Source organism: Kribbella sp. NPDC051718 (assembly GCF_040681515.1).
GTDB lineage: Bacteria > Actinomycetota > Actinomycetes > Propionibacteriales > Kribbellaceae > Kribbella.
The window spans coordinates 973,641-988,044 of the sequence record NZ_JBFAYZ010000001.1 but is presented as its reverse complement, the minus strand read 5'-3'; the positions used below and the strand labels follow the sequence as shown (position 1 = coordinate 988,044).

At 67.9% G+C, this 14,404-nt stretch carries 13 protein-coding genes; 11 read left to right on the top strand and 2 right to left on the bottom strand.

The window, feature by feature from the left end; translation table 11 throughout:
* Nucleotides 1–13 precede the first annotated feature (13 nt).
* From AB0M15_RS04820 to AB0M15_RS04795, 6 genes are all read left to right on the top strand, one after another.
* Nucleotides 14–1,870, top strand: a complete 1,857-nt coding sequence (locus tag AB0M15_RS04820; RefSeq protein ID WP_363813933.1) for a glycoside hydrolase family 3 N-terminal domain-containing protein — start codon at nucleotides 14–16, stop codon at nucleotides 1,868–1,870.
* Nucleotides 1,871–1,894: 24 nt separating this feature from the next.
* Nucleotides 1,895–3,181 (top strand): ThuA domain-containing protein, encoded by a 1,287-nt coding sequence (locus AB0M15_RS04815; protein WP_363813931.1) that lies wholly within the window; start codon nucleotides 1,895–1,897, stop codon nucleotides 3,179–3,181.
* 779 nt (nucleotides 3,182–3,960) lie between these two features.
* A complete protein-coding gene (locus AB0M15_RS04810; RefSeq protein ID WP_363813929.1) occupies nucleotides 3,961–5,040 on the top strand; it encodes an oxidoreductase in 1,080 nt (359 codons plus the stop codon).
* 60 nt (nucleotides 5,041–5,100) lie between these two features.
* A complete protein-coding gene (locus tag AB0M15_RS04805; protein WP_363813927.1) occupies nucleotides 5,101–5,940 on the top strand; it encodes an endonuclease/exonuclease/phosphatase family protein in 840 nt (279 codons plus the stop codon).
* A 203-nt stretch (nucleotides 5,941–6,143) separates the two neighbouring features.
* On the top strand, nucleotides 6,144–7,472 hold the full coding sequence (locus tag AB0M15_RS04800; RefSeq protein ID WP_363813925.1) for a C40 family peptidase: 1,329 nt from the start codon (nucleotides 6,144–6,146) through the stop codon (nucleotides 7,470–7,472).
* Between the two features lie 88 nt (nucleotides 7,473–7,560).
* Nucleotides 7,561–7,788 (top strand): hypothetical protein, encoded by a 228-nt coding sequence (locus tag AB0M15_RS04795; protein ID WP_363813923.1) that lies wholly within the window; start codon nucleotides 7,561–7,563, stop codon nucleotides 7,786–7,788.
* Nucleotides 7,789–7,798: 10 nt separating this feature from the next.
* On the opposite strand, the gene AB0M15_RS04790 is transcribed toward AB0M15_RS04795, so the two are convergent.
* Complete coding sequence (locus AB0M15_RS04790; RefSeq protein WP_363813921.1) at nucleotides 7,799–8,752, bottom strand: zinc-binding dehydrogenase; 954 nt, start codon at nucleotides 8,750–8,752, stop codon at nucleotides 7,799–7,801.
* 85 nt (nucleotides 8,753–8,837) lie between these two features.
* Here AB0M15_RS04790 and AB0M15_RS04785 point away from each other — a divergent pair, with 85 nt between their 5' ends.
* Nucleotides 8,838–9,266, top strand: coding sequence for a MarR family winged helix-turn-helix transcriptional regulator (locus AB0M15_RS04785; RefSeq protein WP_363813919.1), 429 nt, complete (start codon nucleotides 8,838–8,840; stop codon nucleotides 9,264–9,266).
* A gap of 64 nt (nucleotides 9,267–9,330) precedes the next feature.
* Here AB0M15_RS04785 and AB0M15_RS04780 read toward each other — a convergent pair whose 3' ends face one another.
* Nucleotides 9,331–9,822, bottom strand: a complete 492-nt coding sequence (locus AB0M15_RS04780) for an inorganic diphosphatase (protein WP_363813917.1) — start codon at nucleotides 9,820–9,822, stop codon at nucleotides 9,331–9,333.
* A 50-nt stretch (nucleotides 9,823–9,872) separates the two neighbouring features.
* Between AB0M15_RS04780 and dacB the strand changes: the two genes are divergently transcribed.
* The 4 genes from dacB (at nucleotide 9,873) to hpt (ending at nucleotide 14,215) form a co-directional block, all read left to right on the top strand.
* Nucleotides 9,873–11,231 carry a D-alanyl-D-alanine carboxypeptidase/D-alanyl-D-alanine-endopeptidase gene (gene dacB, locus AB0M15_RS04775; protein ID WP_363813915.1) on the top strand — a complete coding sequence of 453 codons (1,359 nt, stop codon included), beginning with the start codon at nucleotides 9,873–9,875 and terminating at the stop codon, nucleotides 11,229–11,231.
* Between the two features lie 39 nt (nucleotides 11,232–11,270).
* Nucleotides 11,271–12,365, top strand: coding sequence for a zinc-dependent metalloprotease (locus AB0M15_RS04770; protein WP_363813913.1), 1,095 nt, complete (start codon nucleotides 11,271–11,273; stop codon nucleotides 12,363–12,365).
* Nucleotides 12,337–13,593: a tRNA lysidine(34) synthetase TilS gene (gene tilS, locus AB0M15_RS04765; protein WP_363813911.1), complete on the top strand. Its 1,257-nt coding sequence runs from the start codon at nucleotides 12,337–12,339 to the stop codon at nucleotides 13,591–13,593. Before AB0M15_RS04770 ends, tilS begins: the two co-directional genes overlap by 29 nt.
* A gap of 70 nt (nucleotides 13,594–13,663) precedes the next feature.
* Complete coding sequence (hpt, locus tag AB0M15_RS04760) at nucleotides 13,664–14,215, top strand: hypoxanthine phosphoribosyltransferase (protein WP_343975419.1); 552 nt, start codon at nucleotides 13,664–13,666, stop codon at nucleotides 14,213–14,215.
* Nucleotides 14,216–14,404: the final 189 nt, after the last annotated feature.

Here is a 14,404-nt window from a genome sequence, read left to right as displayed (position 1 = left end):
GGGGATCCGCCCAATGCCCGCTCGGAAGCTGTTGCCTGCCCTCGTCGGCCTCCTCACCGGAGCGCTGGTCCTGGCTGTTCCCGCGCCTGCGCCGGCCTCGCCGGTTCCGGCTGAAATGCCGTTGTACAAGGACGCGGCGCAACCGGTGACGGCGCGCGTGCAGGACCTGATGGCGCGGATGACGCTGGACGACAAGCTCGGCCAGATGATCCAGGCCGAGCGGCTGGGGATCACCAACCCGGCCGACGTGGCGACGTACGGGCTCGGGTCGTTGCTGTCCGGCGGGAGTTCGCAGCCGACGCCGAACACGCCGGAGACCTGGGCGGACATGTACGACGGGTTCCAGCGGACCGCGTTGTCGTCGCCGCTCGGGATCCCGCTGATCTACGGGGTCGACGCGGTGCACGGGCACAACGGCGTCAAGGGCGCGACGATCTTCCCGCACAACATCGGGCTCGGCGCGACCCGGGACGGAGCGCTCGCCGAGAAGATCGGCCGGGCGACGGCCGAGGAGGTCTCCGGTACCGGCATCGACTGGAACTTCGCGCCGTGCCTGTGCGTGGCGCGCAACGACCGCTGGGGCCGGACGTACGAGTCGTTCGGCGAACTGCCGATGCTCGCCCGGACGATGGCCCCGATCATCAACGGGATGCAGGGCAAGTCCCTGTCCGATCCGGGATCGGTACTCGCGACCGCCAAGCACTACGTCGGTGACGGTGGCACGGTCGGCGGCAAGGACCAGGGCGAGACGAACATCAGCGAGGCCGAGCTGCGGGCGATCCACCTGCCGCCGTTCAAGGAGGCCGTCCGCCGCGGTGTCGGCTCGGTGATGATCTCCTACAGCAGCTTCAACTCGGTCAAGATGCACGCGAACGGCTACCTGATCAACGACGTGCTGAAGGGTGAGCTGGGCTTCGACGGGATCGTCGTCTCGGACTACAACGGGATCGACAAGATCGACGGCCAGTCCGGGTTCACGCCGGCCGAGGTGACCGCGTCGATCAACGCGGGCATGGACATGGTGATGGTGCCGTTCGCCTGGAAGCAGTTCATCGACACGCTGCGCGCCGAAGTACAGGCCGGCCGGATCCCGCAGGCCCGGATCGACGACGCCAACCGGCGGATCCTGACCAAGAAGTTCGAGCTCGGGTTGTTCGAGCACCCGTACACCGATCGCACTTTCCTCGACACCATCGGCAGCAAGGAACACCGCGACCTGGCCCGCCAGGCGGTCCGCGAATCGCAGGTGCTGCTGAAGAACGCCGGCCGCGTGCTGCCGCTGGCGAAGGCGAACCAGAAGATCTTCGTGGCCGGCAAGAACGCCGACGACATCGGCAACCAGTCCGGCGGCTGGACCGTCGGCTGGCAGGGCGCGAGCGGCCCGGTCACCCCCGGAACCACCATCCTGGAAGGCATCCGGCACTCGGCGGCACCGTCGACGACCGTTGCCTACAGCAAGGATGCGACCGGGATCGACGACTCGTACGACGTCGCTGTCGCGGTGATCGGCGAGACCCCGTACGCCGAGGGCAAGGGCGACCGGCCCGCGTCGATGGGACTCGACCAGGCCGACCTCGACACGCTGGCCCGGTTGAAGGCGACCGGCGTACCGGTGGTCGTCGTACTGGTCTCCGGCCGGCCGCTCGACATCGCAGCGCAGCTGCCCGACTGGGCCGGGCTGATCGCCGCCTGGCTGCCGGGCACCGAAGGCCAGGGCGTCGCCGACGTCCTGTTCGGCGACTACTTCCCGACCGGCCAGCTGCCGGTGACGTGGATGAAGAGCGCCGCGCAACAACCCATCAACGTCGGCGACGGGCAGACGCCGCTGTTTCCGTTCGGATACGGACTTCGTTATCGCCCATTGAAGTAGTAATTCACGGAAGGACCCGCCCCCATGCACATGGTCCGCAAGAGCAGTATTGCCCGACTACTGGCCCTCCTGGTGGTCGCCTGTCTGAGCCTGACCTCAGCCAGCGCGTTCGCCCGGGTGGCCGCACCCGACCAGGTCGACGCGACCTTCAAAGTGCTCGCGTTCTACAGCGGAACCTACGATGCCGCGCACATCGACTTCGAGAAGGAGGCGGCGGTCCGGTTCCCGCAGTTCGGCGCTCAGAACGGCTTCACCTACGAGCAGACGAACAACTGGGACCGGCTGAACACCCTGACCACCGCGCAGGCCGCGGTGGTGATGTTCCTGGACGACTCGCCGCACAGCGACGCCCAGCGAACCGGGTTCCAGCGCTACATCGAGAACGGCGGTGGCTTCCTGGGCTTCCACGTCTCGAACTACAACGACGCCTCCGGTGGCTGGCCGTGGTTCAACAACACCCTGCTCGGCACCGGCCGGTTCGTCAGCAACACCTGGCTGCCGACCGCGGTCACCCTGAAGGCTGAGAACCGGTCGCACCCGGCTTTGGCCAACACCCCGGCGACGTTCCGCTCGTCGGTCAGTGAGTGGTACAGCTGGCAGAACGACCTGCGCAACAACCCGAACATCCAGGTGCTGGCGTCGATCGACCCGTCCAGCTTCCCGGTCGGTACGACGCAGGTCTGGACCAGCGGCTACTACCCGATCGTGTGGACGAACAAGAACTACAAGGTGATCTATGCCAACTTCGGCCACAACGCGATGAACTACCAGACCAACACCCGGACCTCGTCGACCTTCGACAGCCCGGCGCAGAACCAGTTCCTGATGGACGCCATCAAGTGGCTCGGTGGCGGCGGTACGACCGTCCCGCCGGTCGACCAGCCGGACGCCAACGCCTGGTACTCCGCCGCCAACAAGGGCAACGGCAAGTGCATCGACGCCCGCGCGGCCGGTACCGCCAACGGCACTGTCATCCAGCAGTACACCTGCAACGGCACGCTGGCCCAGCAGTTCCAGTTCCAGCCGACCTCGGGCGGCTTCACCCGCGTCAACAATCACAGCGACGCCACCAAGGTGATCGACGTGACGGGAGTGTCCTCGGCCGACAACGCCGGCCTGCAACTGTGGACCTATAGCAACGGCACGAACCAGCAGTGGCAGGCGGTCTCGGAAGGCAGCGGCTACTTCCACTTCGTCAGCCGCCTCAGCAGCAAATGCCTGACCGTCCCCGGCGGCTCCACCGCCGACAGCACCCAACTGGTCCAACTGACCTGCAATGGAGGCGCCACCCAGTCCTTCAAACTGAGCTGACCGATTACGCACTGCGTCCGAAGTACCGGAGCTTTCCGGTACTTCGGGCGCAGGTTGGCGGTTCATCGCGGTATGACAGCACCGTGCGCGCCGAGACGCCTGTCCTGCCCCGCTGTCCGGGGTTGGGGAGGATCCTCTCCGGAGCCCGGGCGGATAGTAGCCCGATTCTGGGGTAAAGCCCTCCCAACCTCCTTATTTCCCTCCCCAACCAGCCCGCCCCGGATCACCAAGCATGCACAAGTCCCGGGAACCATCCCGACACGCCGAGGTAAACGCTTGCTCGCCGAGTTGTGTATGCGCCCACGTCCGCCCGTTGCCCCCAGCAACCAAATCCAGCCGCCTTGCCGCCATCACCCCGCAACACGCCCCGCCATGCCAGACCTCACCCCGCCACCCGACCGACCTTGCCATCGGCACCCGCAACACGACCCGCCCTGCCCAAGTACTCCCTTGGCTCGGACTCCTCCGCGGGATCCCGATAGCTGCGTCCTTCACTGGTCGTGGTGCTGGGTGTCAAGAGTCGAACTTGTTCGACCCCGAAGGGGCGCGAAGCGCTCTTTACTCCCAGTGCCATGACTAGGACACTCCCGCAGCGGAGACCGCGAACCACAGTCCCTCACCACGGCACCACGGATCCACAGTCCCTCACCGCAGTGCCACCCGAACAACACCAGCCCTACGTGACCGACCGTCGAGACCTGGCGACCGACAGCCACTGAAACACCGTTGGCAAGTTCGGTCCTTCTGTTCTGTCGGGTCGGTGTATTACGTTTCCCGGCATGAAGACCCTGCGCATGGCCGCGCTTGCGGCTGGAGTTCTGCTCGCGATGTCCCAGCTCGTACCGGCGCAAGCGACCGGGCAGCATGGGCCGAAGTACAAGTGGGATCTGAAGCCCACTGGGAGTGCTTCGCAGTTTCGTGGGCTGGCGGCGGTGAACAAGGACGTCGCGTGGGTTGCGGGGAGTGCGGGGCAAGTACTTCGTACTGTCGACGGCGGGCGTCATTGGGAGAACGTGAGTCCGCCCGGACAGACGCTGTTGTTCCGCGATGTCGAGGCGTTCGATGCGAAGCACGCGGTGATCCTGGCGATCGGTGTCGGCGAGGATTCGCGGATCTACCGGACCGCCGACGGCGGCAAGCATTGGTCCGAGGCGTTCCGCAACACCGAGCCGACTGCGTTCTACGACTGCCTGGACTTCAACAACTCCCGCGACGGACTCGCCTTGAGCGACCCGGTGGACGGCAAGTTCCGGATCGCCGCGACCGCCGACGGTGGCAAGTCGTGGAAGGTCCAGTCGACCAAGGGGATGCCGGCGGCGTTGCCGGGTGAGTTCGCCTTCGCCGCGAGCGGGACCTGTTTGGTTGCCGGCCCGGGCCGGACGGCGTGGTTCGCGACCGGCGGGGGTGCGGTGCCGCGGGTGTTCCGGACTGACAACGGCGGCCGGACCTGGAAGGTGACGGACTCTCCGATGGCCAGTGGTGGAGCTGCCGGGATCTTCAGCCTGGCGTTCCGTGGCCCGCTGTTCGGAGTCGCGGTCGGCGGTGACTTCGAGAAGCCGACGGAGGCGGTCAAGGCGGCCTCCATCACCACGGACGGTGGACGCAGCTGGAAGCTCGTCGCGGCGGACAAGGCGCCGAAGGGGTATCGCAGCGGCTCTGCCTTCGTGCCGTGGTCGCCGACCACCGTGGTTGCGATCGGCCCGTCCGGCAGCGACGTGAGCCTGGACGGTGGCCGCAGCTGGTCCCAGTTCTACGACGGCAGCTTCGACAGCGTGGAGTGCGCGGGCCACGGCTTCAAGGCCGGCTGCTGGGCCTCGGGCGCGAAGGGCGCGGTCGCTCGACTGAGTGTCGGTCACTAGTCAGCGTGGCGACACCCGTACTTCGTGCGGGTGTCGCCTGTTTACGGCCAGGATGGGGTCATGCGGAAACTTCCTACCCGGCTGCTGGCGACGTTCGCGGGGTTGTTGATGGTGCTGCCGACGGCGGCCGATGCGAGTTCACGCGGCAGTGACCGGGCGGACAAGCCCGGGCACCCGTTGAAGGTGCTGACGTACAACATCCACCATGGCGCCGGTACGGACGGCGTACTGGACCTCGAGCGGATCGCCAAGGTGATCGAGAACTCCGGCGCCGACCTGGTCGGGCTGCAGGAAGTCGACAATCACTGGAGCGAGCGCAGCAACTGGGTGAACCAGCCGGCCTGGTTCGCGGCCCGGCTCAACATGCATTACGGCTATGCGGCGAACCTCGACCTGCCGCCGTTGCATCCGGGAGAGCCGCGTCGGCAGTACGGGACCGCGGTGCTGTCGAAGAATCCGATCAAGGACTTCAAGAACACGCTGTTGCCGCTCTATCCGACAGGTGAGCAGCGCGGGCTGTCGGTGGCGGCGATCAAGATCCGCGGTGTCTACACGCGGCTCGCCAACACCCACCTGACCTCGAACAACAACGCCGAGCGGCTCGAGCAGTCGAAGAAGGTCGTCGAGCTGCTGGACGACTCGAAGATCCCGACCATCCTGGTCGGCGATCTGAACGCACGGCCGACCGCGCCGGAGATCACCACGCTCACCAAGGTCTGGCGCGACACCTGGGCCGAGGTCGGCGTCGGACCCGGCTACACGATCGAGGCGGACAACCCGACCGCCCGGATCGATTATCTGCTGCACACCCGCCAGGGAGTGGAGCCGTTGTCGTCCGCCGTGATCAGCACGAACGGCTCCGATCACCTGCCGGTCGTCGCGAGCTTCACGCTCAAATAGCTTTCGGCTCAACAGTCGGCGTCCACCTGCGAAGGTGGGCGCCGATTTTGCTGCGCGTGAATTACAAGCTTGTAGTTTGTCAAGCCGACACGCAGGTGCAACAAAGTTATTAGTGGGATTAGTGTTCCCAATGGGGCTAGAGGCAACTAGTGTCACGTATTGGGTCCAGATGGACCAAAAGGGCTCGGCGGAAGGAAGACCCGATGCGGACGATCTCGGGGGTGCTGGCGGTCTCCCTGGTGGGAACCATGGGTTTGATCGCCGTGCCGGCGCAGGCTGATCCCAAGCCGCCGGTCATTCCGTCCCAGTCCACCGTCGACGCGGCCAAGAAGGCGGCCGCAGCGAAGGCAGCGCAGGTCAACGCCATCGAGCAGCAGCTCGCCGGCGCCGGGGCTCGGCTCGAGCAGCTCGGCGTACAGGCGGCCAAGGCCGGTGAGGTCTACAACGGCGCGATGTACCGGCTGCAGCAGGCTCAGGCCGAGGCGAAGGCCGCCGGGGATCGTGCCGCCCGGGCCGAGAAGACGCTGGCGGCTCAGCGGCAGCAGATCGGCCGGTTCGCGGCAGCGTCGTACCAGGGCGGTGGCGACCTGGCGAAGCTCGGGCCGCTGTTCACCGCGAACGGCCCGCAGGAACTGCTCGACTCCGCCGGCGCCGCGCGCTCGGTGTCGCAGGCGATGCAGGGGTCGTACCTCCGGTACACCGCGAGTCAGGTCGTCACCAACGCCTTCAAGATCCAGAAGGACCAGGCCGTCACCAAGGTGCAGGCCGCGACCGACGAAGCGGCGAAGGCCAAGCAGGCTGCCGAGGCGGCCGAGGCCGAGCAGCGGTCGGCGGTCGCATCGATCGGCGCGCAGCGTCGGCAGCAGATCGCCCAGCTCGCCGTACTGCGGAACACCTCCGTGCAGGTGGCCACGCAGCGGCAGCGCGGGCTGGAGGAGCTGGCCCGGCAGCGGGCCGCGGCGCTGGCCGCGAAGAAGGCTGAGGAACTGCGCCGGCGGATCGCCGCGCGGGAGGCGGCCGAGGCGCGCGCGGCTCGTGAAGAGGCTGCGCGGAAGGCTCGCGAAGAGCGGAACAACAACAAGCACCAAGGCTCGAAGAAGAAGCCGAAGAAGCACCAGCCCAGCAAGGGCGGCGGCGGTAACGATGGTGGCTCCGGGCACAACTCGCGCGGTGCCCGAGCCGCCATCGACTTCGCCCTCGCACAGCTGGGTGAGCCCTACATCTGGGCGGCGGCCGGTCCGAGCTCGTGGGACTGCTCGGGGCTGACGATGGGTGCTTGGAAGAAGGCCGGCGTGCAACTGCCGCACTACAGCGTCGCGCAGTACGAGCAGATCAAGCACATCTCCGAGGACGACCTGCGGCCCGGCGACCTGATCTTCTGGGCTGAGGACTCCAATGATCCCGGCACGATCTTCCACGTGGCCATGTATCTCGGTGGTGGCCGGATGATCCACGCGCCGCGGCCCGGCCGGCCGGTGACGACGGACAGCATCTACTACTGGGAAGCGCCCGACTTCTTCGGCCGGCCCTGAGTTGTCGCCGGTACTGCGTGAGGCAGTTCAGCTTGAATCCACTAGACCAGCCGGTGTCCGCCGTCGGCGTGCAGGACGGGTGTTTGTGATGAATCCCTTGCGCGGCAAGACGATGATCGCCTCCGCGATGTCCCTGATGGTCCGGCCCATCGGCCGCCGGCGCCTCGTCGGATCCGCGCCCGCGGCACCGCTTTCCACCGGTACCTCGGTCGCCGGGTCCGTCCAGCTGGGCGAGGCGGGCTCCGACGACGCCGCCCTCGAGCCGAGGGTTTCGTTGCACACGGCACCGATGTCCTACACGCTGATCGGCTGGTAGGCGCCTGTCCTCAGATGGTGGCGATCAGCCGGCCGAGGTTTGTCCGGGCGTCGAGGGTTTGGTGGAGGCGGCTGACTTCGGCGAGGGGGAAGTGGGTGCTGGTGACGGGGTGGAGGTCGCCGGACTGTAGGAGCCGGGTCACCTCGGTGATGTCGGCGCGCGCTTCGGCCGGTCGGGCGGAGCGCCAGGCGAGCATGGAGACGCCGGTGACGGAGATCAGGCCGAAGAGGCTGCTGGCGTGGACGGTTGGGAGTTCGCCGCTGATCGCACCGTAGGTCACCATCCGGCCGAGTGGTGCGAGTGCCTTCAGGCCTTGGTCGAAGGTCTTGCCGCCGACGGAGTCCAGGATGACGTCGACCGGTGGTAGTTGCTCCGGCCAGTCTGGGTTGCTCAGGTCGATGGCGAGGTCGGCGCCTTGCTCGCGGATGAAGTCGAGCTTGGCGGGGGAGGACGCAGTACCGATGACTGTTCCGGCGCCGAGCGCTCGGGCCAGTTGGATCGCGAGGTGGCCGATGCCGCCGGCCGCCGACTGGATGAGCACTGTCTCGCCAGGTTGGAGTCGCCCTGCCTTGAGCAAGCGGAGTGCCAGGGGAGCCGGCATGGAGAGCGTCGTCGCGGCGCCGGCGTCAGTGTCCTCGGGGATCGCGGCCAGCCACTCGGCGTCGACCGCTACCTGCTCGGCGAAGGCATCCTCCGACAAGGCAGCCACCCGCTGACCAACCTGTACGCCGGAAGGCGGGTTGGACCCGAGTCGGGTGATGTGGCCGACGACATCACCGGTGAGCGCGCCGGGAAGCGGCCGGGGCCAAGGGGTGTCACCGCTGCGGAAGGTGGTGTCGATCGCGTTCGCGCCGATCGCCTCGACCTCGATCAGCACCTGGCCGTCGGCGGGCTCGGGGACGGCGACGTCGGCCAGCTGGAGGACGTCGGGGCCGCCGTGTTCGTAGTACCGGATCGCGCGCATCTGCCGGCTCCAAATCGTGGGAGATCTAAATGATGGGTACTTCCTACGATAAGGCATGACGGAGGTCAGCCCTAGAGTGAGCAGCGTGAAGTCGTCCCAGCACCGCCTCGGCGATCGGGTCGTCTGGCAGCTGGCCAGGGCGAGCCAGCACTGGCAGCGGCTGGCCCGGCGTGAGCTGGCGGCGGCGAACGTGCGGACGCAGTACTACCACGTGCTCGCGAGCCTGGCCGACGACGGCGACGCGGCGCAGGCGGCGCTCGCGGACCGGATCTCGTTCGATCGCAGTGATCTCGTCTCGGTGCTCGACGAGCTGGAGCGGTTGGGACACGTCGTTCGCCGGACCGACCCGACGGACCGGCGGCGCAACATCGTCGCCATCACGCCCGCCGGGCAGAAGCTGCTGACCGAGATGGATCAGCTCGTCTACGCCGCCGAGGACCGGCTGCTGGAGCCGCTCAGCGCGGGCGAGCGCAAAACCCTGCTGGCATTGCTGAGCCGCCTGGCTCAGGACTGAGCCAAGCGGCTGTCGTGCCGCTCGGACCGAGCGGCGGGTCGTGCTGCTGCCCGGAGGCAGGTGGTCAGTGGCCGCCTTCGCGCTTCAGGCGCTCGAAGGACGCGGTGACCTCGGCCTCGGCGTCGGCGCGGCCGACCCAGCTGGCGCCTTCGACCGACTTGCCCGGCTCCAGGTCCTTGTAGACCTCGAAGAAGTGCTGGATCTCGAGCCGGTCGAACTCCGGCACGTGGTGGATGTCGCGCAGGTGCTCCTGGCGCGGGTCGCCGGCCGGGACGCAGAGGACCTTGTCGTCCGGGCCCTTCTCGTCCGTCATCCGGAACATGCCGATCGCCCGGGCCCTGATCAGGCAACCGGGGAAGGTCGGCTCCGGCAGCAGGACCAGTGCGTCCAGCGGATCGCCGTCCTGACCCAGGGTGTCCTCGATGAACCCATAGTCGGAGGGGTACTGAGTGGACGTGAACAGGGTGCGGTCGAGCCGCAGCCGGTTCGTCTTGTGGTCCAGCTCGTACTTGTTGCGGGTGCCCTTGGGGATCTCGATGAAGACGTCGAACTCCATACGGCAGATACTGTCACGGTTCCGACCGATGAAATGACAGGAGAGACCCGGTGGCCCGTCCTTCCCGTGCGGTCTTCGTCACGCTGTTGACCGCTGGTGTTCTGGCCGGGCTGGTCACTAGTGCACAAGCAGTGCCTGGTGCGTCGCAGAAAGCAGCCGGTACCACGGCAGCGCCGCCCGTGCTCGCGCCCGCCGAGACCGAGGGTGCTGCACCGACCGCAGCCGGAGTGGCGAAGGCAGTGGCGGCCGCGCTGGCCGACCCCTCGCTGGGCAAGCACCACGGCGTCTACGTGTACGACGCGTCCCGCGGCAAGGAGCTCTACTCGCTCGGCGCTGCGAAGCCCTATGTCCCCGCGTCGACGATGAAGCTCCTGACCACGGTGTCGGCGCTGGAGACCCTCGGCCCCGAGCACCGCTTCTCGACGAAGGTCGTGCAGTCCGGCAAGTCGATCGTGCTGGTCGGCGGTGGGGATCCGCTGCTGGTCACCAAGCGGCAGACCGACGAGCTGGACTTCCCCGTTCGTGCCTCGCTGCAGGATCTCGCGGCCAGTACTGCGAAGGCGCTGAAGGCTCAGGGGGTGTCCAGCGTCACGCTCGGGTATGACGCCAGCCTGTTCACCGGGCCCTCCGCCAACCCGAAGTGGGAGCCGAACTACCTGACCGAGGGCATCGCTGCCCGGACGTCGGCGCTCTGGGTCAACGAGGGGCGGCTGTCGGCCGGCATGGCCAAGCGGGCCGACTCTCCGGCCGCTGCAGCCGCCACTGCGTTCGCTGCTCAGTTGGCGAAGGTGGGGATCAAGGCGACCGGGGTGAAGGCGGCCGTGGCGCCGGCGGGGGCCAAGGCTCTCGCGCAGGTGGATTCGCCGACGCTGGGGGACATCGTCGAGTACATCAACCTGCACAGCGACAACGACGGCGCCGAGGTCCTGCTGCGGCAGGTCGGGCTGGCGACCAAGAACGGTGGCTCCTATACGGGTGGCGTGGCCGGCGTACGGGCGACGCTGACCAAGCTGGGGCTGGACCTCACTGGGGCGCGGATCGAGGACGGGAGTGGACTGTCCCGTACGAACCAGGTGCCGTTGGAGGTACTGGCTGGTGCTGTGCGGGTGGCGGCGTCCGAGGACAACCCGCAGCTGCGGCACCTGCTGACCGGGCTGCCCATCGCTGGGTTCACCGGGAGTCTCAGGGAGCGGTTTGCCGGGCCGGGGACGGCCACTGGTACCGGCATGGTCCGGGCTAAGACGGGCACGCTGACCAGCGTCCACTCGCTGGCGGGGTATGCCCGGGACAAGTCGGGGACGCTGCTGGTCTTCGCTGTGGCTACGGACAGTGCGCCGCCTGCCAAGGCTCTGGACGCCCGTGCGGCGCTGGACCGGGTTACCTCAGCCCTGGCGGCCTGCGGCTGCTGACGGCGCGCGCATGTTGGAACATGCCACTAGGGTCGATGTATGAGTACGGCTGAAGGTAGTACCGCGACTGAGATGGTCGACTGGCAGCTGGCGATCGGGGTGGCTCGCAAGCTGCTCCGGCCGGGGCCTGCGGTCAGTCGGGCCGAGGCGGACCAGGTGGTCGCCGAGCTGAGGCAGTTCGCCGCAGACTCGGAGCACCACGTGCGTGAGTTCACCGGGCTGGCCGCTACCTCGGCCACGGCTCCCGTAGTCATCGTGGACCGGCCGGGCTGGGTGCAGGCCAACGCGGACGGCTTCCGGACGGTACTGCAGCCGCTGGCCGACAAGCTGCGCGAGAAGCAGGAGCGGATGGGCGGACTGTCCGCCAGCGTCGGCTCCCGGGTCACCGCGATCGAGGCGGGGGCGCTGCTGGCGTTCCTCTCTTCTCGGGTGCTTGGGCAGTTCGACCCGTTCTACCCGGCGGAGCCCGATCCGGCCCGGCCTGATCTGACTGGGAGGCTGCTGCTCGTCGCGCCCAATGTGATGCATGTGGAGTCGGAGCTGGGCGTAGTACCGCGGGACTTCCGGTTGTGGGTGTGCCTGCATGAGGAGACCCACCGGGTGCAGTTCACCGCTGTGCCGTGGCTGCGGGATCACCTGCGGTCGGAAATCGCGCTGTTCCTCGACCAAGCGGAGCTGGACGCGTCGGCGTACGCGGCGATGTTCCGTGAAGCCGTCCAGCGGCTCGGCCGCTCGGTCAAGGGCGAGGCGGAACTGAGCCTCGTCGACCTGATGCAGTCGCCCGAGCAGCGCGCAGTCCTGGACCGTCTGACTGCGGTCATGTCGCTGCTCGAAGGTCACGCCGACTTCGTGATGGACGGTGTGGGCCCCAGCGTCATCCCCACCGTCGACACCATCCGCTCCAAATTCACCTCCCGCCGCACCGGCGGCAACCCACTCGACCAACTCCTGAAGAAGCTCCTCGGCCTGGACGCCAAGATGCGCCAGTACCAAGACGGCGCCGCCTTCGTCCGCCGCGTGGTCGACCGGGTAGGCATGGAAGGCTTCAACAAAGTCTGGACCGCCCCCAACACCCTCCCCACCAAGAACGAGATCGCCAACCCCGATGCCTGGGTCACCAGACTCCACGGCTGAGTCAACCCAAGGCGAGGCGGCCGCAGGCCGCCAAGCCGGCGTGGGCGGGAGTGCCGAGGCCGGCGAGCAGCCGCTGGCCTCACCCGAGCGCGAGGTCGCGGGCGAGCAGAGGCCGGCGGTCGAGAGCGAAGCGGCCGGAGGCCGCCAGCCGAGCGCGGGCGGGCGGGCGCCTGATTCATCAGAGCGCGAGGCGGCCGGAGGCCGCGAGCCGGGCGGCGGGGAGCGGGCTGCGGGGCGGCCTCGGCTTCACCCCGCCACCGCGAGGGTGCGGGAGGCGACTCGAGTTGCCTTGGCTGATCTTCCTCGCGGGACAACGGTGCTGGTTGCCTGCTCCGGGGGAGCCGACTCCTTGGCGCTGGCCGCGGCGACCGCCTTCGAAGCGCCCAAGCTCGGGTTGACGGCTGGGGCTGTGGTGATCGATCACGGGCTGCAGGAGGGCTCTAAGCAGACTGCTGAGAAGGCGGCTGAGCAGTGTCGGGGGTTGGGGCTTGAGCCGGTGGTGGTGCGGGCGGTGGAGGTTGGGACGGAGGGTGGGCCTGAGGGGGCGGCTCGGGCTGCTCGGTATGACGCTCTGCGGGATGTGGCTGACGAGTTGGGGGCGGATGTCGTCCTGCTCGCGCACACGCGGGATGACCAGGCGGAGACGGTGTTGCTCGGGCTGGCGCGTGGGTCGGGGGCGCGATCGTTGGCGGGGATGGCTCCGACGGCGGGGTTGCTCCGGCGGCCGCTGCTGGAGGTGCCGCGGAGTGCTACGGCCGCGGCGTGCATCGCGTCGGGGCTGCGGCCGTGGCATGACCCGCACAACGACGATCCGCAGTACAGGCGGGTTCGGGTGCGGCACGAAGTACTGCCTGTGCTGGAGGAGGCGTTGGGACCGGGGGTGACAGAGGCCCTGGCCCGTACTGCGGGACTGCTGCGAGCCGACGCCGACGCGCTCGACGTACTGGCTGCTGACCTGGCCGAGACGGCCGTGCAGCATGCCGACAGAGAAGTGCTCTGCGACGTCTCGGTCCTGGAGGAGGAGCCCGCAGCGCTCCGCACCCGGGTGCTCAGACAAGCTGCGCTGGAAGCAGGTTGCCGGGCCAACGACCTCACTGCCGGCCACATCGCGGCCGTCGACGCCCTGATCACCGACTGGCGCGGCCAACGCTGGATCGACCTCCCACAAGCTGTCAAAGCAGCAAGAAAGGGCGGATTCCTCATCCTGGCAAAGGGGCGTGCCCGGTAACCCCGTGCGTGCTGCGGGGCACTCGGCACGGGATTACCGGGCACGCCCTGCCATGTGACAGGCTGAGCCCGTGGATGCGTCGGACATCGAGAAGGACCTGGCCCAGATTCACTTCACCGAGGATCAGATCCAGGAGAAGCTCCGGGAGCTGGCCGGGCGGATCGAGCAGGACTACGAGGGCAAGGATCTGCTGCTCGTTGGCGTCCTGCGGGGCGCCGTGATGGTGATGGCCGACCTCGCGCGCTCGTTCAGCCGGCACGTCGAGATGGACTGGATGGCGGTCTCCTCTTACGGCTCGGGGACGAAGTCTTCCGGTGTGGTCCGGATCCAGAAGGACCTGGACACCGACATCACCAACCGGCACGTGCTGATCGTCGAGGACATCATCGACACCGGGCTGACGCTGACCTGGCTGGTCAGCAACCTGCAGTCCCGCAAGCCTGCCTCGGTCGAGATCTGCACCGCGTTCCGCAAGCCGGACGCGGCCAAGATGGCGGTTCCGGTCAAGTACGTCGGTCTGGAGCTGCCGGACGAGTTCGTCGTCGGCTACGGGCTCGACTACGCGGAGAAGTACCGCAACCTGCGCTGCGTGGCGACGCTCGCCCCGCACGTCTATTCCTGACCTCCGCGCCACCCCTGGCATGCTGACCCGTCAAGGACCTGCGGACGGGGACTTGGTGACAGCCTGTAGACAGGGTCGTACCGTCGTTCGGTGACCCTCGTGGTGGGCACGCTTGCCCGACACGAGACACTTGAGCTGGTATTACCGTCACAAGCCCGTTATCCCGGGCCTGCTGAGCTAGGAGGGACG